The sequence below is a fragment of the Mesorhizobium sp. P2_F5 genome (assembly GCF_056403715.1).
The window spans coordinates 147,819-170,077 of sequence record NZ_JBFUEY010000002.1 but is presented as its reverse complement, the minus strand read 5'-3'; the positions used below and the strand labels follow the sequence as shown (position 1 = coordinate 170,077).

The 22,259-nt window shown below is 58.4% G+C and carries 21 protein-coding genes; 4 read left to right on the top strand and 17 right to left on the bottom strand.

Annotation, left to right across the window (positions count from 1 at the left end):
* Positions 1-265: 265 nt before the first annotated feature.
* Positions 266-568, bottom strand: a complete 303-nt coding sequence (locus AC1DYO_RS03045; RefSeq protein WP_477260169.1) for a hypothetical protein — start codon at positions 566-568, stop codon at positions 266-268.
* Between the two features lie 144 nt (positions 569-712).
* Positions 713-1,591 (bottom strand): AraC family transcriptional regulator, encoded by an 879-nt coding sequence (locus AC1DYO_RS03040; protein WP_477260167.1) that lies wholly within the window; start codon positions 1,589-1,591, stop codon positions 713-715.
* Between the two features lie 133 nt (positions 1,592-1,724).
* Between AC1DYO_RS03040 and AC1DYO_RS03035 the strand changes: the two genes are divergently transcribed.
* Positions 1,725-2,690, top strand: a complete 966-nt coding sequence (locus tag AC1DYO_RS03035) for an aldo/keto reductase (RefSeq protein ID WP_477260165.1) — start codon at positions 1,725-1,727, stop codon at positions 2,688-2,690.
* Positions 2,691-3,072: 382 nt separating this feature from the next.
* Here the strand turns inward: AC1DYO_RS03035 and AC1DYO_RS03030 are convergent, their stop codons facing one another.
* The 6 genes from AC1DYO_RS03030 to ehuB form a co-directional block, all read right to left on the bottom strand.
* The gene (locus tag AC1DYO_RS03030) at positions 3,073-4,239 is read right to left on the bottom strand and encodes a threonine synthase (protein ID WP_477260163.1); all 1,167 of its coding nucleotides are present in this window, start codon (positions 4,237-4,239) and stop codon (positions 3,073-3,075) included.
* Entirely contained in the window at positions 4,232-5,266 is a 1,035-nt protein-coding gene (locus AC1DYO_RS03025; protein WP_477260161.1) for a succinylglutamate desuccinylase/aspartoacylase family protein, read from the bottom strand. Before AC1DYO_RS03025 ends, AC1DYO_RS03030 begins: the two co-directional genes overlap by 8 nt.
* A 16-nt stretch (positions 5,267-5,282) precedes the next feature.
* Positions 5,283-6,098 (bottom strand): amino acid ABC transporter ATP-binding protein, encoded by an 816-nt coding sequence (locus AC1DYO_RS03020; RefSeq protein WP_477260159.1) that lies wholly within the window; start codon positions 6,096-6,098, stop codon positions 5,283-5,285.
* Entirely contained in the window at positions 6,095-6,754 is a 660-nt protein-coding gene (locus tag AC1DYO_RS03015; protein ID WP_477260157.1) for an amino acid ABC transporter permease, read from the bottom strand. Before AC1DYO_RS03015 ends, AC1DYO_RS03020 begins: the two co-directional genes overlap by 4 nt.
* A complete protein-coding gene (locus AC1DYO_RS03010) occupies positions 6,744-7,403 on the bottom strand; it encodes an amino acid ABC transporter permease (protein WP_477260155.1) in 660 nt (219 codons plus the stop codon). The genes AC1DYO_RS03015 and AC1DYO_RS03010 overlap by 11 nt, the downstream gene beginning before the upstream one ends.
* A gap of 156 nt (positions 7,404-7,559) precedes the next feature.
* Positions 7,560-8,402 (bottom strand): ectoine/hydroxyectoine ABC transporter substrate-binding protein EhuB, encoded by an 843-nt coding sequence (ehuB, locus tag AC1DYO_RS03005; protein WP_477260153.1) that lies wholly within the window; start codon positions 8,400-8,402, stop codon positions 7,560-7,562.
* Between the two features lie 218 nt (positions 8,403-8,620).
* Between ehuB and AC1DYO_RS03000 the strand changes: the two genes are divergently transcribed.
* The 3 genes from AC1DYO_RS03000 to AC1DYO_RS02990 all read left to right on the top strand — a co-directional run bounded on the left by AC1DYO_RS03000 (position 8,621) and on the right by AC1DYO_RS02990 (position 11,464).
* Entirely contained in the window at positions 8,621-9,364 is a 744-nt protein-coding gene (locus AC1DYO_RS03000; RefSeq protein ID WP_477260151.1) for a GntR family transcriptional regulator, read from the top strand.
* Between the two features lie 44 nt (positions 9,365-9,408).
* A complete protein-coding gene (locus tag AC1DYO_RS02995) occupies positions 9,409-10,572 on the top strand; it encodes a M24 family metallopeptidase (RefSeq protein ID WP_477260149.1) in 1,164 nt (387 codons plus the stop codon).
* A 229-nt stretch (positions 10,573-10,801) separates the two neighbouring features.
* On the top strand, positions 10,802-11,464 hold the full coding sequence (locus AC1DYO_RS02990) for a response regulator transcription factor (protein ID WP_477260147.1): 663 nt from the start codon (positions 10,802-10,804) through the stop codon (positions 11,462-11,464).
* A gap of 441 nt (positions 11,465-11,905) precedes the next feature.
* On the opposite strand, the gene AC1DYO_RS02985 is transcribed toward AC1DYO_RS02990, so the two are convergent.
* From AC1DYO_RS02985 to AC1DYO_RS02945, 9 genes are all read right to left on the bottom strand, one after another.
* Positions 11,906-13,288 carry an aminotransferase gene (locus AC1DYO_RS02985; RefSeq protein WP_477260145.1) on the bottom strand — a complete coding sequence of 461 codons (1,383 nt, stop codon included), beginning with the start codon at positions 13,286-13,288 and terminating at the stop codon, positions 11,906-11,908.
* Between the two features lie 198 nt (positions 13,289-13,486).
* Entirely contained in the window at positions 13,487-14,932 is a 1,446-nt protein-coding gene (locus AC1DYO_RS02980; protein WP_477260143.1) for an NAD(P)(+) transhydrogenase (Re/Si-specific) subunit beta, read from the bottom strand.
* 18 nt (positions 14,933-14,950) lie between these two features.
* Complete coding sequence (locus AC1DYO_RS02975; protein ID WP_477260528.1) at positions 14,951-16,525, bottom strand: Re/Si-specific NAD(P)(+) transhydrogenase subunit alpha; 1,575 nt, start codon at positions 16,523-16,525, stop codon at positions 14,951-14,953.
* Between the two features lie 72 nt (positions 16,526-16,597).
* The gene (locus AC1DYO_RS02970) at positions 16,598-17,233 is read right to left on the bottom strand and encodes a 3-oxoacid CoA-transferase subunit B (protein WP_477260142.1); all 636 of its coding nucleotides are present in this window, start codon (positions 17,231-17,233) and stop codon (positions 16,598-16,600) included.
* A complete protein-coding gene (locus AC1DYO_RS02965; protein ID WP_477260140.1) occupies positions 17,233-17,937 on the bottom strand; it encodes a CoA transferase subunit A in 705 nt (234 codons plus the stop codon). The genes AC1DYO_RS02970 and AC1DYO_RS02965 overlap by 1 nt, the downstream gene beginning before the upstream one ends.
* Positions 17,938-18,059: 122 nt before the next feature.
* A complete protein-coding gene (locus tag AC1DYO_RS02960; RefSeq protein ID WP_477260138.1) occupies positions 18,060-18,974 on the bottom strand; it encodes an alpha/beta hydrolase in 915 nt (304 codons plus the stop codon).
* A 337-nt stretch (positions 18,975-19,311) separates the two neighbouring features.
* On the bottom strand, positions 19,312-19,998 hold the full coding sequence (locus tag AC1DYO_RS02955; protein WP_477260136.1) for a TetR/AcrR family transcriptional regulator: 687 nt from the start codon (positions 19,996-19,998) through the stop codon (positions 19,312-19,314).
* Positions 19,999-20,068: 70 nt separating this feature from the next.
* Positions 20,069-20,890 (bottom strand): helix-turn-helix domain-containing protein, encoded by an 822-nt coding sequence (locus tag AC1DYO_RS02950; protein ID WP_477260134.1) that lies wholly within the window; start codon positions 20,888-20,890, stop codon positions 20,069-20,071.
* Between the two features lie 162 nt (positions 20,891-21,052).
* Positions 21,053-22,243, bottom strand: a complete 1,191-nt coding sequence (locus tag AC1DYO_RS02945) for a cytochrome P450 (RefSeq protein ID WP_477260132.1) — start codon at positions 22,241-22,243, stop codon at positions 21,053-21,055.
* Between the last annotated feature and the right edge of the window lie 16 nt (positions 22,244-22,259).

Sequence of the window (22,259 nt, the reverse complement as noted above, 5' to 3'; positions counted from 1 at the left end):
GACGGTCCGCATTTCGCTAGAAAGTTGCCGTCAAGCTTATCTGCTGTTGGTGCGGTCTTCAGTCGACGAATGCGCAAAGGCTTGACTCAGAAAAGGCAAAACCCAGCAGCCGGTGCAAGGCTTGGGGACAATACCGTTGGTGAGTTGACGGCCCATGGCATCTCGGCGACCGATAAGCGTTTCCCTATCCGTTTCTTCTACGTCCAAAAGACCACTTGGTATTCTTGATGTGGCAGCACGGCATCATCTCGCCTTCGGCCGATACCTAACCAGCGTTGGACAACCACGGGCACGTGTTCGGCCGGGTTGGGAGTTCGGCGAAAAGCCGCGCATAGAAGCCGACATTGCTGCCGCTTCTGTTGATCGTCGTATCCGACAGGAAGCGCACCAGATACTGCCCCAAAGTGCGTTTCTCGTTCTGCGAAAGGATTTCGCCGGTCAGTTGCTCGGAATAGTAATCCGAATAGCTCGGCATTTCCTGGAGGCCTTGAAACGAAATGCCGCCATCAAGGCCCAACTCCCGATATAGAGCGACAATAGAATCCAATTGATCGAGCGTGCTCTTCAATAGCAACTCCCGACCCCATCTCGGCCCTTCGCCCTCGGTACGCACTATTCTGAAACCGTACCTTCGACAGACCGCATCGATAACCGCCTTGAATCTCATCGACCTTATGACATGCCTGGTCCGATTAGCGAATCCAGCGATGGCCTAGACGTTAAGCGCCTGCAACTGCTTGGCATCCTGCACCGGGGAGGCACCGAAAAGGCGTTTATACTCACGGCTGAATTGGGAGGCACTTTCATAGCCTATTGAAAAGGCCACGCCGGCTGCGTCCAGCGGTGCCTGCGACAGTTGCCGACGCGCTTCATGCAGCCGGATTTGCTTTTGGTACTGAATGGGGGACAGGGCAGTCACATTCTTGAAGTGCTTGTGGAACACTGACGGGCTCATTCCCGCAATTGCGGCCAGTTGCTCGACCCTGATGGGGTCGGTGTAATGCCGCCGCAGCCACGCCATCGACTTCCTGATACTGGACAGCCGGTTGTCACGACCCGCGATTTGGCGCAGCAGAACGCCACTGGGGCCTTGCAGCAGCCGGAACAGGATTTCGCGCTCGATCATGGGGGCGAGCACCGCTGCCTCGTCAGGTCGGTCAAGGACACTCACCAGGCGCAGCCAGGCATCGAGCAGCTTGCTGTCCGCCGTACTGGTGAAGAACCCAGACGAGACCGCGGGCTCAGTTCGTTTCGGCAAGTCCAGCAGCACGCCGGCGATCAGCTGCGGGTCGAGTAGTAGGTTGAGGGCCAGATACGGCTGGTCCTTTGTGGCTTCCGAAATCTGGCCAAGGGCTGCTACCTCGGCTGCGGCGATGAAGTAGTCGCCCTCGCCATAGGCAAGGACCTTTTCACCGATGACGGCGCGTTTTGCACCCTGCAACACAAGACAAACGGCAGGTTCGTAGATCACGGGCTGCAACGCAGTGGGGTGTTCCAGCCGCATTATTTCCAGCCGCGCGATCGATGTCACCGTCTTCGGCTGCAGGGCATATGGCTGGGTAAGGTGCTTCAGTTCTGTGGTGGTGCTCATCCGGGGACATTAATCAGACCAAGCGGTCCCACGCAACGCATCAGGAGGAATAGGCAATCATCTAGGAGTTTTCGGCACGTAATGACGACACGAGGACCCTAGGTATGAGGCAAGCAAGAAGGAAGGAATAGTCATGCAAAAGCGCAAACTCGGTACGAACGGTCCTGAGGTTTCGGCAATTGGCTACGGCGCCATGGGCGTGTCCGTTGCCTATGGCGATAGTGATGAGGCCCAGAGCATCGAGACAATCCGCTACGCCTTCGACCAGGGCGTCACTTTTTTCGATACGGCCGCCGTGTACGGTTGGGGCGAGAACGAAAAGATCATCGGCCGCGCCGTCAAAGGCTTTCGTGACGAGATCGTGATCGCCTCCAAATTTGGCTACACGCAGGACTGGAGTGTCGATAGCCGTCCGGCGTTCATCCGCGAACTCACCGACAAGAGCCTGCGCAATCTGGGTGTCGACCGCATTGACATCATGTACCAGCACCGGGTCGATCCCAACGTGCCGATCGAAGATGTGGCCGGCGTGGTGAAGGACCTGATCAACGCCGGCAAGGTGAAGTATTTCGGCATGAGCGAAGCCGGCCCCGAAACCATCCGTCGCGCGCACGCTGTGCAGCCGGTGACCGTGCTGCAGACCGAATATTCGGTGTTCGAGCGGGAAGTGGAATCTGTGTTCCCGACCTTGCGAGAACTGGGCATCGGTTTTGTGCCCTATTCTCCCCTTGGTCGCGGCTTCCTCACGGGCGAAGTCAAGCCGGCTGCAGACTATGCCGAAAACGACATGCGTCGCAGCGATCCTCGTTGGCAGCCGGGCAATTTCGCGACGAACAAGAAGGCGGTCGAACAATTGACCGTGCTGGCCAAGTCCAAGGGCGCCACGGTGTCCCAACTTGCTCTGGCCTGGTTGCTGGCGCAGGGAGATGACATCGTTCCAATCCCGGGCACGCGCCGCAAGGAGCGCCTTGCTGAGAATATCGGGTCGGCTGCCCTCCATCTGGCCGCCGAAGACCTGGCCCGCATCGCGGAGATTCTGCCGGAAGGCGCAGCCGGCGCCCGCTACGCCATGCCCAGCATGATTCCCGAGTGGAAATGATGCCTCATCCCTTTGGCGGCATGGCCGCCAAAGGGATACCAAGCCTGCTTCCGTGATTTGCTGAGCAACCAGCGTCCGCCAGTCCGCCTAAGCCATCAATAGCCGCTGGTCCGCAAACCACCATTGCAGACCTCTGCGGCTCCTCAGTGGAACGACGGCTTTTTCGAAGTCGCGAAGGCCACCTGTACGACCGAGATGCTGTGCATTGCTGCCATTCGCAATGCGGACAATGAAGGTCACCCTTGGATCAGATCGCGTCATACAACTTTGAAACTGAATGGCCCGCAATGGATTCCCAAAGCAGATACTGTCGAAGTGCGCCGTGGCCTAGTCGATGACGATCTTCTTGAGCGCAGAGCCAAAGCCACGTTTCAAAGGCGGGCTAGGTGATTGCGGCAATAGGGTACGAGAAGGTCTGGAATTCGGAAAAGCCGCTGGACGTGCCCACAAGCACGATAGAGGCGTCCGAGGCGATTTCACCCTGGGAGACAAGTTTCCGCAGGCCGGTCAAAGCCGACGCGCTCGATAGTTCGAGATAAAACCCGCAACGCGCCAACCGCTTCTGATCGTCGCGCGCTGCCGCCTCGTCAATGGCCACCGCCGATCCCTTGCAAGAGGCAATCGCATCCAGTGCCTGGTAGGTTACGGTAGAACCACCAATTGAAGTCAAAGCCGAGCTGCCTGCAAAATTGCCGCGATAATCCTCGCCGGCAAGCACTCTTGATATTCGACCGAATGGCTCAACGGCATGAATGCGGGGCCGTTCTTCGATAAGTCCGGCCGTCTGCAGGTCGCAATATCCTTTTGCGATGCCCCACAGCAGATCGGCTCTCGATGTCGGGACGAAGATATCGGTGCATTCGGTGGCGCCCAGCTCGAGCAATATCTCGAATGCAAGCGACCTGTAGCCATCCACCCCGAAAGGATTGCTGCCGACTGGCGGGATGGCAAAATTGGTGGCCGGATACCAGTCTCCGGCCCTGACGCGCTCGGCGAGCACCTGCCAGCGGCGTTCGGGGGTTTCTGTTGCGAGCAGTGTCGCCCCGTGCATCTCGATCGCACGACGCCAGTTTGGGTTCATGTCAGGCGTGGTCACGATCACGCAGCTCAGCCCGACATGAGCCGCATAGGCTGCCAGCGATACACCGGCATTGCCACTTGAGGCCGCGGCTACCGTCGATGCGCCGATCTCCAACGCCCGTTGGACAACGAATCTGCTCATGCGGTCTTTGTGCGATCCAGTCGGGTTGGCGCCCTCATTCTTGAGGAAAAGCGCGCGAACGCCGATCTCTTTCGCGAGCCCCTCCAGTGGCACAAGAGGTGTGTTGCCTTCGCCAAGCGTTGGATGGTCAGGATAGACCTGCCAGTCGGCCAGGCGCGTCAAGGATTTGGGGAAATTCTGATATTCGATGGCGAGGCTGGCCGGCATATCTTGGCTCAGGCAGGCGGGGCAACCTTCGAAGTGGTCCGCGATCGCGAAGATAGCTCGACAACGAATGCAGCGCAGGCCAATCACACGCGGATTGAGCCTCGGCAACGGACTACGCATGCAGGGCGTGATCCGCGCTGACGTCGATATCGGCCATGAGCTTGAAGAGGCAGTCACCGCGGTTCGTGAGCGATGGAACCCTGCGGCACGCCACCAGACCGGACGATTCAAACAACAGCGTTTCAGGTTCGCGCGTCGGCAAATCCGGAAAGTGGATGCGGCCCGCGAGCTGGCCGGTCACAACCTCATCGCCTATATTCGCGGCCGGCTCGAAAACGCCTCGATCGCGCGCATAGACAAATGCGCTATGACCCCTGACCGTCATGAGGCGCGTGGGTGAAGCGGGTTCGACAGCGACATCGCGTAGGATCCCCTGATCTTTCAACAGGCGCTTTAGTCCTGCCTCGGCAAGCGACAGCCCCCATCTGGACAATGTTGCGCCACCGCCAAGTTCGGTGGTCAGCGCCAGCGCCCCGCGTTCCTGTGCGGCTGCTGCCAGTGTCGTAAGGCCGCCGCCGCCGGTTCCGTCGCTTACGAAGCTGATTGGCGCGCCAAACAGGTCCATTAGCCTCAGCAGTGCTGTATGCTCGTCGGGGGACCGCCCCGGACGCACCAGCGCGCTTGCCACGTAATGGAGCGAACGGCCGCCGGAGTGGAGATCGACGACGACATCTGCCATCGGGATCAACACGCTGCAGACATAGTGGGCGATCATCTCTGTCGGGGATCCGCTCGCGCTGCCCGGAAACAGCCGATTGAGATTGCCTTCGTCGAGCGGGGACACGCGACGTCCTGCGGCCACGGCTGGTGCGTTGAGTGCCGGCAGGATGAGGAGCCGACCCGAAACCTCGTGCACCGCGATCTCTCGGGCCATATTGGAAAGGGCGATCTGGCCCTCATACTCGTCGCCATGGTTGCCGGCGACCAGCAACGCCGTCGGCCCGGAGCCATTCTTGATGCACACCAGCGGGATGGGTATCCAGCCATAGGCCGACAGGTCGGACGAATAAGGCAGTCTCAGACAGTCCGACTGCTTTCCGTCGGCCTCATAGTCGATCGGCGTCCAGATCCGTGTTTCACCAGTCATAATCCATCCTCTTTATTCAACGAAGCACCTTGTCCAGGAAGAGCCGCGTCCGCTCCTGGCTTGGTGCGGCGAAGAAGTTGGCGGGTGAAGCCATCTCGACGATGCTTCCCTGATCCATGAACACCACCTGGTCGGCGACCTTGCGGGCGAACCCCATTTCATGCGTGACGCAAAGCATCGTCATGCCGTCCCCAGCGAGGTCGACCATGACATCGAGCACTTCCTTGACCATCTCCGGATCAAGCGAAGATGTCGGCTCATCAAAGAGCATGATCTTCGGGCTCATGCAGAGTGCGCGCGCTATTGCAACGCGCTGCTGCTGACCACCGGAGAGTTGGCCAGGATATTTGTGCGCCTGCTCCGGAATCCGTACCCGCTCGAGATAATGAAGCGCGACGCCGGCAGCCTCAGCCTTGGATTTGCCAAAGGCACGTCTCAAGGCCAGGGTGCAGTTGGACATGACCGTTAGATGCGGAAACAGATTGAATTGTTGGAAAACCATTCCGACTTCGCGTCGAATTTTCTGCAGCTGTTTCTGGTCGCGGGTGAGATCGACGCTGCCGATGCGAATAGCGCCACTGCGGAAGCTCTCCAGCCCGTTCATGCACCTGATCAAGGTCGATTTCCCTGATCCTGACGGACCGCAAATCACAATCCGGGTGCCCTGCGGCACGGCAAGATCGATGTTCTTCAGCGCATGGAAGCTGCCAAACCACTTGTTCAGAGCGGAGATTTCCACTGCCGGTTGATCAGGCCGGCTCGAGTTGTTGCGTTGCTCGATTTCCGCCAGCCCGGGAGTCGGATGCCGCATTGCATAAACAAGGTCGTTCATCGGCTTCCTGACCCCAGCAACTTGCGTTCGAGAAGCTTGACCATCTGCGCGATCGTCAGAGCCAGAACGAGAAATACAATGCCGACGACAGTTAGCGGCTCTGCATAGCGATAGGTGTCGGAGGCAATGTCGAGCGCCCTGCCCAGCATCTCCGGCACGGCGATGACGGCCAGATAGGGCGTGGCTTTCAGGATCGAGACAAAGTAGTTCCCGACAGGGGCCGCGACATTGCGGAGCATCTGGGGGGCCAGGATGAAGAACACGGTATCGATCCGGTTCAATCCCAACGCCTTCGCGGCCTCGGCTTGGCCATTTGGAATGGCGTCGATGCCAGCCTTGAACACCTCGGCCAGGTATCCGCTGAAATAGATGCTCAGGCCCAGTATGCCGACCACCAGCGCCGGCAGCGTGAAACCCCAATGAGGAAGGACGAAATAGAGGAAATAGAGCCATGCCAGCACCGGTGTCGACCGGATGAAGTCGATCACGAAACGCATCAGATAGCCCGGTGCCGACCCCGCGCGCCGAGCGATCTCAAAGCTGAACCCAAGCACTGAGGCGCCGGCGCAACTCAGCAGCGCAACGCCGATCGTGGTTCCAATGACGGCCAGGATCGTCGGAACGGTAGAGGCGGCAAAGGCAAGATCAAAATTCATTTGTCAGGCTCCTCCCCGCGCCAATGCGCTGCTCGACCCATCGGCCTAACACCGTGACGGGATAACAGACGACGAAATAGGCAAGCAGAAGCGACGTATAGACGCCGACAGGGTTGTATTCGAGTTCGGCGATTTCCTTTGCCCGGAACGTCATGTCCGTGAGAGTTACGAGAGAGACCAACGCAGTGCCTTTGATCAACTGGATGAACTGGTTGATGAAGGTCGGCGCCATCCTGGTGAGGGCTTGCGGCAGCTCGATCAGGGTGAGGATATGCCGGCGCGGCAGCCCGAGCGCAGACGCGGCTTCGATCTGCCCCCGATCGAGCGACTGGAGACCGGCCCGGACGGCCTGGCTTCCATATCCGCCTGCATTCAAGCCCAGCACCATCGCGCTCACGGTGACGGCTGACAGATGGATGCCGAGGACTGGAAGGACATAGTAGAAGACAAAGAGCAGGATAATCACCGCGGAGCTGCGCCAGAACTCTATGATCGCGGTGACCGCCATGCGTGCCGCACCCTCGGTCAGATACTGCGCCACGCCAAAGATCAAGGCGAAGGGCACGGCATACAGTACACCCAACGCGGTGACGGTCGCCGTGACGCGGAAACCCTGGAGAATGCCGACGAATATCTCAACGATGGTCACGCTTGAACGTCCCTGATCCTGAACGCCTAAATGCAACTGAAGCGTTCGTTCGTCATACGTTGGGCTCTGCTGACCACAACGCGTTCGGGCCTTGGCCTTCGGAATGCAGGGTGTCCAGCCTCACGCAACGACCTTTGCCCGCTGCCCTGCAGCCGGTCAGTCCTGCCCTTTGCAGACCTGGTCACCGGTCAAATCCGGTGCCTTCTCCTGATCGCTGAAGCCGTTCCTGGCCATGATGCGCGCGACCGTGCCGTCGAGCTTGAGCGCCTTGAGCCGGGAATTGTACAGGTCGCGAAGGTCGCCATCCTCCTTGCGAAACGCAATCGCCGAATAGCCGAACCGTTCCTTTCCGTTTTCCTGCAAGCCCTCGAAGGGCAATGTGCGCTCGATCCCATGGACATTCTCGTCAGAGAGAATGCGGGCCACTGTCGGCGCTGAAAATGCCGCAACGTCGATCCGGCCTGTGAGCAGCGCGGAAACATTTGACTGAATGTCGGGGAAAAGCAGCATGCGCTCCTCGACCACCCCTGCGGCCGCCGCATTCTTCGCCGTTGTGCTGCCGCGTCCCACGCCGAATTTGATCTCCGGGTTTGCCGCGATTTGAGCGTAGCTGTGAACATTCTTCGGATTGCCTTGGATGACGAGGGCTGCGTCCGCAAGCTTGAGGTCGGGGTCACTGAAGGCGACGAGTTCGCACCGCTCCGGTGTGATGTAGAGTCCGGCGGCAATCGCATCGAAACGCTGCGCGGTGAGTGCCGGTATCAACGCACCGAATTCGGTGACGACGATCTCCACCTTGTTGACCCCAAGGCTCTCAAATGCAGCCCTGACAAGTTCTGGATGGAAGCCGGCAGGTTCGCCATTCTTGTCGCGAAACCCCCAAGGAGCGCCATTGGAGATGCCGATGACAATCTTGCCTTCATGCAAGACGCGTTCGCGTGTCGTGTCAGCCCTCAAAACGCCCGTGGCGGCAAGCAGGACGATTGCTATCACAGTCATTGTCTCCAAGAGCCGGGACGCGCTTGCCATGCTATTCTCCTCGGGAGTTGACGAGCTAGTAAGGTAGACCAGGTATAACAGGTTCATCAAAGTTTTGTAAAGTCCGCGTTTGTTTTTTGTGAATGCGTTCGCCTCGAGCGTGGCCTCACCCCGCTTGGGATAGACATAGCATCGTCGATGCTGTAGGTATTCCTGGTATACCTTATGGCGGAGCTCACATGAACGGACAGATCGGGACCGCTCTGCACAAAAACGTGCGGCTGGAAATCATGCGTCGCGTGCGCGCCGGAGAGTATGCCTTGGGGCAGGCGCTGCCCTCCGCCGCGGCTTTGGCAGAGGAATTCGGGGTCAGTGCAATCACTGTCAAGCGGGCTTTGCGCGACCTCCAGCCTGCCGGGATCTTGCGTTCGGTGCCAGGACTCGGGACCTTTGTCAGGGACCAACGAAGGTTTATTCGGGATCTCGATTTCTCCCTTACCTCGCATGAGGACGCTCTTCGGCTGGGCCTGAAGCCCTCGATTCACCTCGTCTCGCTGACGCAGGAAAAGATAAGCGATCCGGCCTTTGATGCGCTTGAGGCGCCAGATGGGCTGATGTTGTGTGTTCGTAAGGTGATTTTCACAGACGGCACTCCGATCATGTACGACACCTCCTACCTGCCCCGCTCGTTGAGCGACGAGGTGGTTGATGAGTTTGGGGAAAAATTCATCAGTGATGCGCTGCGCGATCACGGGACCCAATTCACCAAGACCAAGTTGCTGATCGATGCTGCGCCGGCCTCCGAGCAGGCACAACAGACGTTCGCCATCCGCAACGGATATCCAATGCTGCGTCGCCTCTATCGATTGAATACGACCGACAGGTCTTTCTCAGTGTTCGGCGTGACGGAATCCCCTTTCGACCGCCTGGCTTGCGTGGTGGAACTTGACGCGGGTCACAAAGGCACCAGGCACAAAAAATAGTGTGCGACGGCGGCCAAGCGATCAAACTCCAGGAGCAGACGAGCATGCTTCCAGCACCACCCTCACCCGACGTGCCTCTTGGCGAGCTAACCATGCGGCTCGCCGCGGTCCGCCGCGAGATGGCCCAGGATGACATTGCCTTCCTGGTCCTTACCGACCAGAAAAACATCGAGTATTTCACCGACTTTCGGACATTGTCCTGGGGTTACCATTCGCGTCCCTTGTTCCTGGTGATTGACCAACGGGACATCCTCATCGTCGCCAACAAGATCGAAACCAGAAACCTTGAATCGAGGCCGAGGGCATTCTCGATCGTCTACTATGCGGGCTATCTTGCGGAAGGCGCGCGCGCCATCGTCCAGGAAGTTTCCGTTCGCGATCCCGTTGCCACGGCAAAGGTCGCGATCGACTATGGTCAGGATATGTCTGGCCGCGGCTCGCTGGAAATCGTCGGAGGCTTGAGCGCGCGCGGCGGCCGCCTGGAAAGCGCCACGGACGTGCTGTGGCGAACCCGCGTGATCAAATCGCCATTCGAGGCTGAGCTCAAGCGCATCTCCTTCGAGATCGTCAATGCTGCGTTTGACGATGCCGTTTCTCAGGCACGGCTGGGCATTACCGAGATCGAGCTTTGTCGGCAGATCCAGGCCCGCATCATCATGAATGGGGCCGAGAGGGCTGATCCAATCGCGATGACATTCTGCAGGGGCGAGTTCAACTATGGCCGCCCGCCTGGCATGCAGCCATTGCAAGTTGGCCAGTATGCCTGGACGGATTTTCGTTCCACCTATGGTGGCTATCCTGCGGATAGAAACCGCATTGCACGTGGTGGGCCGCCAGAAAGCTGGGAGGTCGACGCGTACGAACGAACTCGTGCTCTAACGGCGGCCCTCGCCAACGGCGTCAGGGCAGGGATGACTTGTGGCGACGTCTTTGCAGCCTTTGAGCGGCTTTGGCGCGACGCAGGCCTGCCACCCGCCTACGGTCTTGTCTCTCGAATTGGTCACGGCGGGGGCCTCGACGTCACCGAGCCCCCATCCATCTCCAAGGACAATCCCGAAGTCATACGACCGGGCATGATTCTACACCTGGAGCCCAAGCTGGAAATCGATGGCGCCGTCTTCCAGTTCGAGGAAGTGATCTATGTTCGCGAGACAGGCATCGAGTTTCTGAGTGAACTTTCTCCGGAACGAATGCCAGTCATCAATTGAGGGCTGGCAGTCGTGCTCGCCCGTGCGGTTGGTGAATGCAGTGGCGCGAAGCCGATCGGCTGAAAGCGGGGCTTTCGGAAATCCGGAGTTGCCTGATGAATGGGGTGTGCCAAGAGATGTGGTTTTCCGTCGCGCCGCCTGAGAGATTTGAACTGCACCGATGAAGCCACTGGTCGTCATATGCTCGCATGACGCGGAATTCTATCTGGTACTCAGCCACATCCTTGCCGTGGATGGCTTCACCAGTGCCCTGGCCAGCAACGTTGACGAAATGCTTGAGCTCTCAGCCGAGACGCCGGTTCAGGCTTGGGTCCTGGACTGCCGGCCGGACAACCAGATGGCGGCCAGCTGCAACCGGCTCAGGCAGGATCCCCGAGCCAGCAACGTCCCCGTCGTCGCGTTGATCGCTCCCGGTGCGGAAAGCCAGCATATCGAGTTGCTCAAGTCCGGGATCGACGAAAGCTTCGTCAGGCCATCGGCGCCGGCCAAGCTGCTTGCCTACCTGCATTCGCGACTTGGCACCGGACGACAACCCGGGCAGCGACCTGATGGTGCCAGGACATTGAACTATGGCGACATCGAAATGCGGATCGACACGCATCACGTACGCTGCAACGGCAATGAAATCGCTCTGGGGCCGATCGAGTTCAGACTGCTGCGCCATTTGCTGGAAAATCCGGAGAAGGTACACAGCCGCGACGAACTGATCGCCGTGGCCTGGCCAAGCAACGTCTATGTCGGCCCGCGCACGGTGGATGTCCATGTCAGCCGGTTGCGACAGTCGCTCAAGCAGTCGTCACACAGGGACGTCATTCGAACTGTCAGGCTCGGCGGTTACGCCTTGGAGAGCCACACGTCCCCTCCGGCTCGCGCCAAGAAAGACGTCGACTAGCTCGGGACAGCATTACGGGTGCAGCCAATCCTGTGATTGATCGATTGGGGTCACTGCGGTTGACGCCTGCCCGGTGCGGACATGAGCCGGCGCTCACTTTGGAAAAAAGTGTTCCAATTTGGCGAGATCACAGGGCTCCTTGAGGACCTCGTCGCGCGCGCAAGCAGAGCTGCGTTGGTGGAATTCCGCATCCCAGCGCTCGAAGGTCGGTATATCCTGCGACTGACAGGCGACCTTTGTGCGCCTCGCGCAGCCATTGAACGTCCATGACAGTGGCGTTGGTGGCGGCAAAGGACGCCGTGGTGCCTTCCATCCGGCCGACGGACCACAGCCATCGAACCCGGATCGGGACGGTCAGGAAACGTCGCGCGCCCGACATGCCGCACCACCCCGTCGTCCTCGAGAGAGACGGCGCGGCGCAGCGTGTTGAGCGACCCCAGGTTAGGCCACCTTGACACCCAGTTGAGCAGCTACGTCGTTCAATGACTTTCCCAAGGCATCGATAATCAAATCGACTTCCTCGGGCTTGATGATCATCGGCGGTGAGAACAGGACAGCATCATCGGTCGGGCGCGTAATGACCCCATGCGCCTCCATTCGCTGGGCCACCAGCGAACCAAGTTGGCCGACCATATCGAGCCCCGTTTTCTTCTCCTTGTCCATGACAAGTTCGACACCTGCGAGCAGACCAACGCCGCGCACTTCGCCGACGAGCGGATGATCGAGATATTTGCGGAATCCCGCAAGAAGGCGCTCACCCATTTTCGCGGCATTGTTGGGGAGGCTCTCTTCTTCGATGATGCGGATGGTCTCGAGAGCGACCGCAGCGGCGACCGGATGCCCGCAAGTCGTAAAGCCGTGCCACATGCCGCCGTATTTCACGCTGGCTTCATAGATTGGTCCCAATACCTTTTCGTTCATTACAAACGCGGCGAAGGGGATATACGAAGAGGTGAGCTGTTTTGAGTAAACCAATACGTCGGGTTGAAGATTGCAGGTCTGGGAACCGAACATGCTGCCAGTTCGCCCAAAACCGCAAATGACCTCATCGGCAACGAAGAGAATGTCATATTTTCGAAGGACAGCCTGGATTTTTTCCCAATAGGTCGCTGGCGGCACGATGACCCCGCCGCCACCCATAATTGGCTCGCCGATAAAGCAGCAGATTGTCTGGGGGCCTTCGGTCAGGATCTTGTCTTCAAGTTCATTGGCAAGGCGCGTTGCGAATTCCTCCTCGGTCTCGCCCGCAAGGCCTTCTCTATAGAAATGTGGGCAGGTCAGGCGAACGACCGGCATGATCAAGTCATGACCCCAATGGTTCGCGTCCAGACCAGTCAGATTGTTGGATGCGATTGTCGCACCATGATAGGCTCGTTTACGCGCGATGATCTTCTTTCGTTGCGGCTCTCCCATGGCATTTGAACGTTGCCATAGCAGCTTGACAACGGTGTCGATCGCCTCAGATCCCGAGGCGGTGAAGAATGCCTTGCTCATCGTCACGGGCGACATCTCGACCAGCTTCTCGGCAAGATCGATAATCGGTGGTGTCGAGCGATGCACGAATGTATGATAGAATGGCAAAACATCGTATTGCTTCTTGGCGGCCTCCCCGAGGCGTTTTTCACTAAAGCCGAGGCCGGCAGACCACATGCCTGACATCCCTTCTAGGTAACGGTTGCCGGCATTGTCATAGACAAAGACGCCCTCGCCTCTCTCAATAATGAACGGCCCGACTTCACGATGTTTCACATGGTTTGTGTGTGGATGGAGCATGTATTTTATGTCTCGTGCTTCCATCGAATTGACCGGAATATTGCCGTCCATCCCATTCTCCTTCTGTTAAAATTCGTTCGGCTGAAAGTGTGTCGAGTTTCTTGATCTTCTGAATACCGAAAGAACCCCGCTGACGACGCGACATCCTTCCCTCTGCGGCTAACGAACAGACGTAAGGTTGGTCGGACGCCAGAGAGACCTGATGCACGCTGTCGCAAGCTCGTCGTGGGCGAAATCCAGCGTTTTCTGCTAGGCAACTATCGACAGCAAAGAAGAAACAGAGTGCTTTGCGTCGCCGTAGAACATGCGGGTGTTCTCCTTGTAGAAGAGCGGGTTCTCGATGCCGGAATAGCCGGTGCCCTGACCACGCTTGGAGACGAATACCTGCTTGGCCTTCCACACCTCGAGAACCGGCATGCCAGCGATCGGCGAGTTCGGGTCTTCCTGTGCCGCGGGGTTGACGATGTCGTTCGACCCTATGACGATGACGACATCTGTGTCTGGAAAGTCCTCGTTGATCTCGTCCATCTCAAGCACGATGTCATAAGGTACCCTGGCTTCGGCGAGCAGGACGTTCATGTGTCCTGGAAGACGACCAGCCACCGGGTGGATGGCGAAGCGCACCTTCTTGCCTGCAGTGCGCAGCTTGCGGGTCAGTTCTGAAACCGCCTGCTGGGCCTGTGCGACCGCCATTCCGTAGCCAGGGACGATGATGATGCTGTCGGCTTCGTTGAGCGCGGCCGCCACACTTTCGGCGTCGATCGACACCTGCTCGCCCGCGATTGCCATCACGGGTCCCGTCGACGTGCCGAAGCCACCGACGATAACCGAGATGAAGGAGCGGTTCATCGCCTTGCACATGATGTAGGAGAGGATCGCACCCGAGGAGCCGACCAGCGCGCCGGTGACGATCAACAGGTCGTTGCCAAGCGTGAAGCCGATCGCCGCCGCCGCCCAGCCCGAATAGCTGTTCAACATCGACACGACCACCGGCATATCGGCACCGCCAATGCCCATGATGAGGTGATAGCCGACGAAGAAGGCCAGAAGCGTCATCAGGTTCAGCGTCCAGATGCCCGCGCCGCTGAAGAACATCACCAGCAGCACCAGCGAGCCAAGGGCAGCCGCCGCATTGAGCAGATGCCCACCTGGCAGCTTCCTCGCCTTGCCGTCGATCTTGCCCGCCAGCTTGCCGAAGGCGATCACCGAGCCGGTAAAGGTGACGGCACCAATGAACACGCCCAGGAAGACCTCGACCTTCAGGATGGCGACCAGTGTCCCGGTGGGATCGGTCAGCTTGTGCGACAGAACGGCAGCGAAGCCGGTTAGTGCCTGGCGGGCGGCCTCCTCGGTTGCGACCACCCGGCCAAGCTCGATCTCGGCATTGTAGCCGATGAACACGGCCGCCAGACCGACGAAGGAGTGCAGTGCCGCAACGAGCTGCGGCATCTCGGTCATCTGCACGCGGCTCGCGACATAGTAGCCGACAACGGAGCCGCCGGCGATCATGAGGAGAACGATGGACCAGTTGCCGACATCCGGCCCGGACACGGTCGCGGCAACGGCAAGACCCATGCCGGTGATGCCGTACCAGACGGCGCGCTTGGCGCGCTCCTGGCCAGACAGGCCGCCCAGCGAGAGGATGAAAAGAACGGCTGCAGCGATGTAAGCGGCAGATACGATACCGGGCGTCATGTTTTGAACCCTTCCCGATCAGGATTTCTGGAACATGGCAAGCATGCGCCGGGTGACGAGGAAGCCGCCAACGATGTTGATCGTGGCAATTAAGACCGAGAGAGCCGCCAGGATGACCACCAGCCGGCTTCCCGAACCGGCCTGCAGCAGGGCGCCGAGGATAACGATGCCGGAAATCGCGTTGGTAACGGCCATGAGTGGCGTGTGGAGCGAATGACTAACGTTCCAAATAACCGAGAAGCCGATGAAGCAGGCGAGCACGAAGACGATGAAATGGGCCATGAACTCTGATGGCGCATAGGCCCCGACCAGTACCATCAGCGCTGCGCCGATCACCAGCAGGCCGACCTGGCTGCGCGTCTGCCCCCTGAAGGCGGCTTTTTCCTTGGCGCGCTTCTGATCCAAGGTCAGCTCTGTGGCCCTCTCCTTCGGCTTGGCGGCAGCGATTGCCTGGAGCTTCGGCGGCGGCGGTGGGAAGGTTACGGCACCCTCCAAGGTCACCGTGGCACCTCGGATGACGTCGTCTTCCATATCATGGATGACCTTGCCGTCTTTGGCCGGCGTCAGGTCCGCAATCATGTGACGAATATTGGTCGAATAAAGTGTCGAGGCCTGGGCAGCCATGCGGCTTGGGAAGTCGGTGTAGCCGATGATCGTCACACCGTTCTGCGACACGACTTTCTGATCTGGCATTGTCAGGTCGCAGTTGCCTCCGCGCTCCGCGGCAAGGTCGACCACAACGGATCCGGGCTTCATCGTGGCCACCATGTCAGCAAGCCAAAGCTTCGGCGCGTCGCGGCCCGGGATCAGCGCCGTGGTGATGACGATGTCGATCTCGGGTGCTAACTCGCGGAACTTGGCAAGTTGCTTCTCGCGGAATTCAGGCGAGGATGGAGCGGCATAGCCGCCAGTCGCGGCGCCGTCCTGGACCTGATCGGCGAAATCTAGAAAGACGAATTCCGCCCCCATTGATTCAATCTGCTCGGCCACCTCCGGGCGAACGTCGAAGGCATAGGTGACAGCGCCGAGCGCTGTCGCCGTCCCGATCGCGGCAAGACCGGCCACGCCTGCGCCGATAACCAGGACCTTGGCCGGTGGCACCTTGCCGGCAGCCGTCACCTGGCCAGTGAAGAAGCGGCCGAAATTGCTGCCAGCCTCAATGACGGCTCGATAGCCGGCGATGTTGGCCATGGACGAAAGTGCATCCATCTTCTGTGCACGTGAAATACGCGGCACCATGTCCATCGCAATGACATTCGCACCTGTAACCTTGCAGAGCTCCAGCAGGTCCTTGTTCTGCGCCGGAAAAAAGAACGAAATCAGGGTTTTTCCCCGCGCCAGCCGTTCCGCTTCGGCAATCTCCGGGGGGCGAACCTTTGCGATCACGTCAGCTGTGGCGAAAAGGGCATCAGCGCTGTCGACAACTGTCACGCCAGCGGCCTTGTAGGAATCGTCAGAGAAGCCGGCCGCTCTACCCGCACCGGTCTCGATCAGACATTCATAGCCAAGTTTCTGTAGGTGGCGCGCACTGTCGGGCGTCATCGCCACGCGCGCCTCGGCACCGGTTATTTCCCGCGGTACACCTATTTTCACGTGAGCCAATCCCCCAGATGGCCCTTCACACCTCGGCGGCGGTGAAGGACAGACTTTGTCCGATTTCAGTGGCTACGGCCAACTAACGATTGTCGCCTCGGTCGCGTTTCGCAACGCGGTCTCAGTCACGCCGTCAGCCAGTTCGACAACGCTCAGACCTCCAGCCACGACATCCAGTACGGCGAGATTTGAAATTATGCGATTTACGACCGCCCTGCCGGTCAGTGGCAGAGTACACTGCTTCAGAATCTTCGATTCCCCGGTTTTACTGGTGTGATCCATTACGACCACGACACGACCGACGCCGGCAACCAGGTCCATGGCGCCGCCCATTCCCTTCACGAGCTTTCCCGGAACCATCCAGTTGGCAAGGTCACCTCTTTCGCTAACTTCCATGCCTCCCAAGATAGCCATCGCGATTTTCCCGCCACGAATCATGCCGAAACTGGTGGCCGAATCGAAGTAAGCAGTATGGGGAAGTTCGGTGACCGTCTGTTTGCCCGCGTTTATGAGATCGGGATCTTCTTCGCCTTCGTAAGGAAACGGGCCCATGCCCAACATTCCATTTTCAGACTGCAGCGTCACGGTGATTCCAGCCGGAATGTAGTTCGAAACCAGTGTGGGAATTCCGATGCCGAGATTGACATACCAGCCGTCGCGTAATTCGCGCGCGGCGACAGCCGCCATTTGGTTGCGATCCCAAGGCATCAGACGAACTCCTTGCTGCGTATCGTCCGCTGCTCGATTCGTTTTTCGTGATGCCCGCTAACCAACCGGTGAACATAGACGCCTGGCAGATGGACGTGATCTGCGTCGAGGTCCCCCATGGGAACGATCTCCTCAACCTCAGCAACGCAGATTTTTCCACAGGTCGCGGCAGGGACATTGAAGTTTCGGGCAGTCTTGCGGAAAATGAGGTTGCCGGATGGATCCGCTTTCCAAGCCTTGATGATCGACACGTCGGCAATGATGGCAGTTTCTAGAATGTACACTCGATCGTTGAAGTGTTTGTGCTCCTTGTTGTCGGCGATCATCGTTCCGACGCCGGTCGGCGTGTAGAAAGCGGGAATGCCCGCTCCGCCCGCCCGCATCCTCTCCGCCAGAGTGCCCTGCGGATTGAATTCGACTTCGAGTTCACCTGCCAGGAACTGTCTCATAAACTCTGCATTTTCTCCAACGTACGATGAGATCATCTTCCTGATCTGACGCGAACTTAAGAGAAGGCCAAGGCCAAAGTCATCGATGCCCGCGTTGTTGGAGGCAACGGTCAGCTCCTTCACGCCGCTTTCGCGAATGGCGGCGATGAGCAGTTCGGGAATGCCGCAAACGCCGAAGCCTCCCGCTGCGACAGTCATGCCGTCGAAGAGCAGCCCTTCAAGCGCTCTTCCAGCACTCGGGTAGATCTTGGTCATGTTGTTCACCCGAGATCACGAAGGTTCGTGCGGCGAATACGGCGATCGCCACCTGGCAGAAGGACAACTTGCTCGGATCTTTCATTCGACCCATCGGCGCACACGGCTGTGGCACACCGGGATCAGAGCGCGGAAAGTGTTTGCTTGAGCCAATCAGCGGAAGCCTGGCCAATTTTCTCCAGGTGATCCGCCTTCGTGTAGAGGCTCATATGGTCTACGCCACCCACCGAAACAAACGCCTTGTTCGGATTGGGGATGGCGTTGAACATTTCAATTTCCAGGTCGGCCGATGTGATGTTGTCACCCTTGGCGATGGCAACGAGAACAGGCGTTTCGTAGAGCCGTTCGGCATATGGCTTAACTTGATAGCGAAGCAGCCATTCAACGGATTCAATCGTCGTCCAGTGCTCATGCAACGGAGCCGATTTCTCTTTGATTCCCATGAAGCCAGAATAGATATGAGGGAACGGCCAAGCAGTAAGCTCCTTGCTTGGATCTTCCTTTGGCGATTGAGGGATGATGCCGCTCGGCTTGCCCTCGTAACGGTTCTTTCGGTCTGCTGCAACGAGTTGCAGAAGCTCCTCGAACCGCATCTCGCCATGGCATCGCCGCAGGCTAAGATATCCGTCAATCACAGGGACGGCTGAAATAACAAATGCGAGACGCGGCTCGATCGCGCCGGTGATGATCGCATGACCACCGGCGTAGGAAATGCCCATCAGGCCAATGCGCTTGTGATCGATGCCATCGAGTGTTTCGGCGAACGAAACGGCATTTCGGATGTCTTCGATCTGTTCCCACGGGTTGAGATCCTGCCGAACCGTGCCTTCGCTTTCGCCGAAGTTCCTGTAGTCGAAAGCCAGAGTAGCACATCCGATGTCGTGGAACTTCTTGGCATAAATGGGAAGTACGATTTCCTTCGTGTAACACCATCCACCCGCCATGACGACCAGCGGAACATTGCCCTTACCCTCTGGACGGGTCAGGACGCCCCTGAGGGTGTGGCCATTGCTCTTGAATTCGACTTTCTGTTCCACGCTGGTTCTCCAAAGGCGATAATCTGCAATGACAGCCCTCACATGGGTTTGCCACCGGCGGCGTCGACTGATGGAAGCCTAGACGATAGCTGGTGAGGCCGCGCGTTCGGGTATGCCAAATATTACGCCACAAAAGTCATCTTGGGTCTGTGTGCTCGCCGGCCATTCGAAGGCTTGGTCTCGCGACCGGCCAGGCGGAGCGAGGTCGAGAACGACGCTAGATTTAGTCGTTATCAGACACACTTAAGGTCTTACGGCCCTCAATGGGAACGTTACACCAGCTTCTGGTGATGAAACGCCGCCCTTGGTTCCGGATATTCGGAATGGCGCAGACTGGTCAAGCTTGTCTTTTTGACCGCCTGGCGGTTCCAGTGTCGAAGTCTGCGGCAAGAATGCCTCGGGAAAGAGCGACCGCCCTATCAAGTGATGTTTCCTGAAGACCAGCCTCAGAAGGCCAATCACACCACACCCCTACGCAGTCCATCAGGCTCATGACTGCCCGCGCCTTTTGATATGAATTGGCGTAGCCAAGTTCCTCTGCGACCGCTGCATAGAGCCTGATGAACAGGTTCAGCCGCTCGTCCATATCGGTCCTGAGGGTTGACGGCAGAAATCTTCCCACGCGATCGGATGCGACTATCATGTCCCACAGGCGGTTGTTCGGATTATCAAGCTGTTGCAGGCAATGATTTCGGACCAACGTGTCCCACATTTCATTGTGATCTTGAACAGTTGCTACAGCTCTCAATAGCGACTCACCATAGTCGCGCGACTGCCACCGGAGGGAATATTCGGTGATCTCTTCACGCCCACCTGGAAAATGAGAGTAGATGCTCGGCGCCTTGATACGCAATTCGGCACCGATAGAGCGCATGGTAACTGCCCCATACCCTCGCGCGGCAGCAAGTCTCATGAAGACATTGAGGATCGCCAAACGTTTGCTGCCGACGTCTGAGAAATCAAACGCCGTCATGCTGACGCGCAACTCGTCAAGGATTGCCACAACTTTTTCGGACAGCGCCACAGTTCGCCCCTTCGACAGGGATGAACGGTTACACTCCGCCGCCTGAGCCCACAACCTTTCTGTTTCCTTGCTAACAGGGTGCTGCATACATTTCCTCGACTTTGTGGGCCGGCGAATGGGCGACGTATCCACTTGGGGTGACGCCTGTCACCCGTCTGAACATCGCGGAAAACGCGGCTGGGGTTTCGTACCCCAAATCGCCCGCGACAATCGTGACCGGCTCGCCCTGATCCAGGCGCGATGAAGCGGCTGCCACTCTGACCTGTTGCCTCCATGCCAAGAACGACATTCCAAATTCCGACTGAAAGCGACGTGCGAGTGTCCTCTTGGATGCTCCGACAAAGTGAGCCCATTCGTCGAGACCTCGAGGGCAACCCGGATCTTCCAGGATCGCCGTACAAACCTTGGTCAATCGACGATCCTGACAGTGAGGCACAGGTAATTCCAGGCAGAGAGAATGCTCTGCTTCGCGTACGAGCACCCCCAACTCATCCAAGATGAGCGACAGGATTCCGTTCTTGAGATCGTATGGATCGTGGTTCGTGGGGGCGTCAAGGCTGCGCAATACGAGTTCCCGCAACAGAGTACTGACCGAGACAAGCGTAGGCTGAGCTGGGAAGGTATGAGGGACCGCATCGGGCGAAAAGTACACCGTTCTCAACTCCACCGCCCCGCGCGCTCGCATCTGGTGGACAACACTGGGAGGCATCCAAACAGCCCGTTGCGGCGGGACTAACCAAAGTCTACTTCCTACAACCACCTCCATCACCCCTGAGATGGCGTAGATCAGCTGCCCACGCCGATGGCAGTGCGGCTCCACGAACTGACCGTTATGGCAAGCCATCTCGCGAACGGCGATGTACTTCACGGCATCCTTCGTATTTGGCATCATGGTTCCTCCCTATGGCGCCGAAATCTTGACTTGATGGCCTTCGCCGCAAAGTTGTGGCGAAGGCTGTCGAGGCTCCCCTTAGCCTCGTTTGTCCGCGGAATTACCACCGGGGTGGCCGATGTCGTTTCAAGGCAAAAACCTCGCTGAAACTCGCCGTCCTGGTTAGCGGAGCGTCACAGGCAATTCGACGTAAGCCCGCGATCTGTCGGTTACGTCATATTTCGGCGTGCCAGCCAATTCGATTCGCTGGATTCGGGCGCTTATCACTTGGAAGATCGTATCGGCTCCTGCACGGCTGATGATCTGGCCGGCACAGGCATGCGGACCAATTCCGAAACTGAGATTTTGGGCAGCATCGAGCGGTCGATACGGGTCGAGTTTATCCGGATCCGGGAAAACCTCGGGGTCGCGATTTGCGCCATCAAGAAGAAACCTGATGCGCTCCCCGGCTTTGATATGCATGCCGCGAATCTCAACATCCTCGGTGGGATAGCGAACGAAGGAAAGCTCCGGGGGATAAAGCCGAAGAAGCTCGCTCTGAATACCGGCGCGCAAATCCGGTCTTTCCCGATACATTGAATAGACATCGGGGTTGCGCGCAAAATACTCGATACCAGCGCTCACAAAAAATGACGGATTGTGCCCACCAGACCCCCAGAAGAGGGAAATCGTTTGAATGATTTCATCCTCAGTCATTTCACCGGCACTGACCGCTTCGATCAGGGCGTCGGCAAGTCCATCGCCGGGGTTTGCTCGCTTGTAGGCGAGCAGTTCCTCCACGCGTTCGCGCAAATAGCGAAAGCCCTCGGCGGCGCGTTCGTCGTCTTCTGCGGAAGCAACTGAACTCAAGGCCGCCATCGCTTTCAGCATGGCGGCATGGACAGGAGCGACATTGTCGGTGGGCAATTGAAGCGCACTGCACATGGCGGCATGGGTCGGGAAGACGCCAAGTTCCAGATTGGCCTCGACGACGGTTCCCGGCTCAGCGCGGTCGAGTGCATCGTTGGCAGCTTTTGCCGCAGCTTCGACCCAGGTTTGCACGAGCTTTGGCGTGAACCATTTGTTGGTCCGCCTGCGAAGGCCCGTATGGACCGGCGGATCGGCGCCGAGCACGGTCTTGGAAAGAGCCGCCCAAGGCCCCTTCGGCACCCATTCAGGATCGACGATGGCCATGATCGGCAGCTTGCCGTATTTCGTGATATCATCATAACGCGAGACGACGTAGGTGCCATCGGACATCTTGTAGATGGGCCGCTCTTTGCGTAACCGCTCGTACCAGGGGTATGGATCCTTCCGGTAATTTTCATCTGCCCAGGGCAGATATTCATCCTGGATCGCAGTTGCTGCTCCCATCGACCTATCCCTTAAC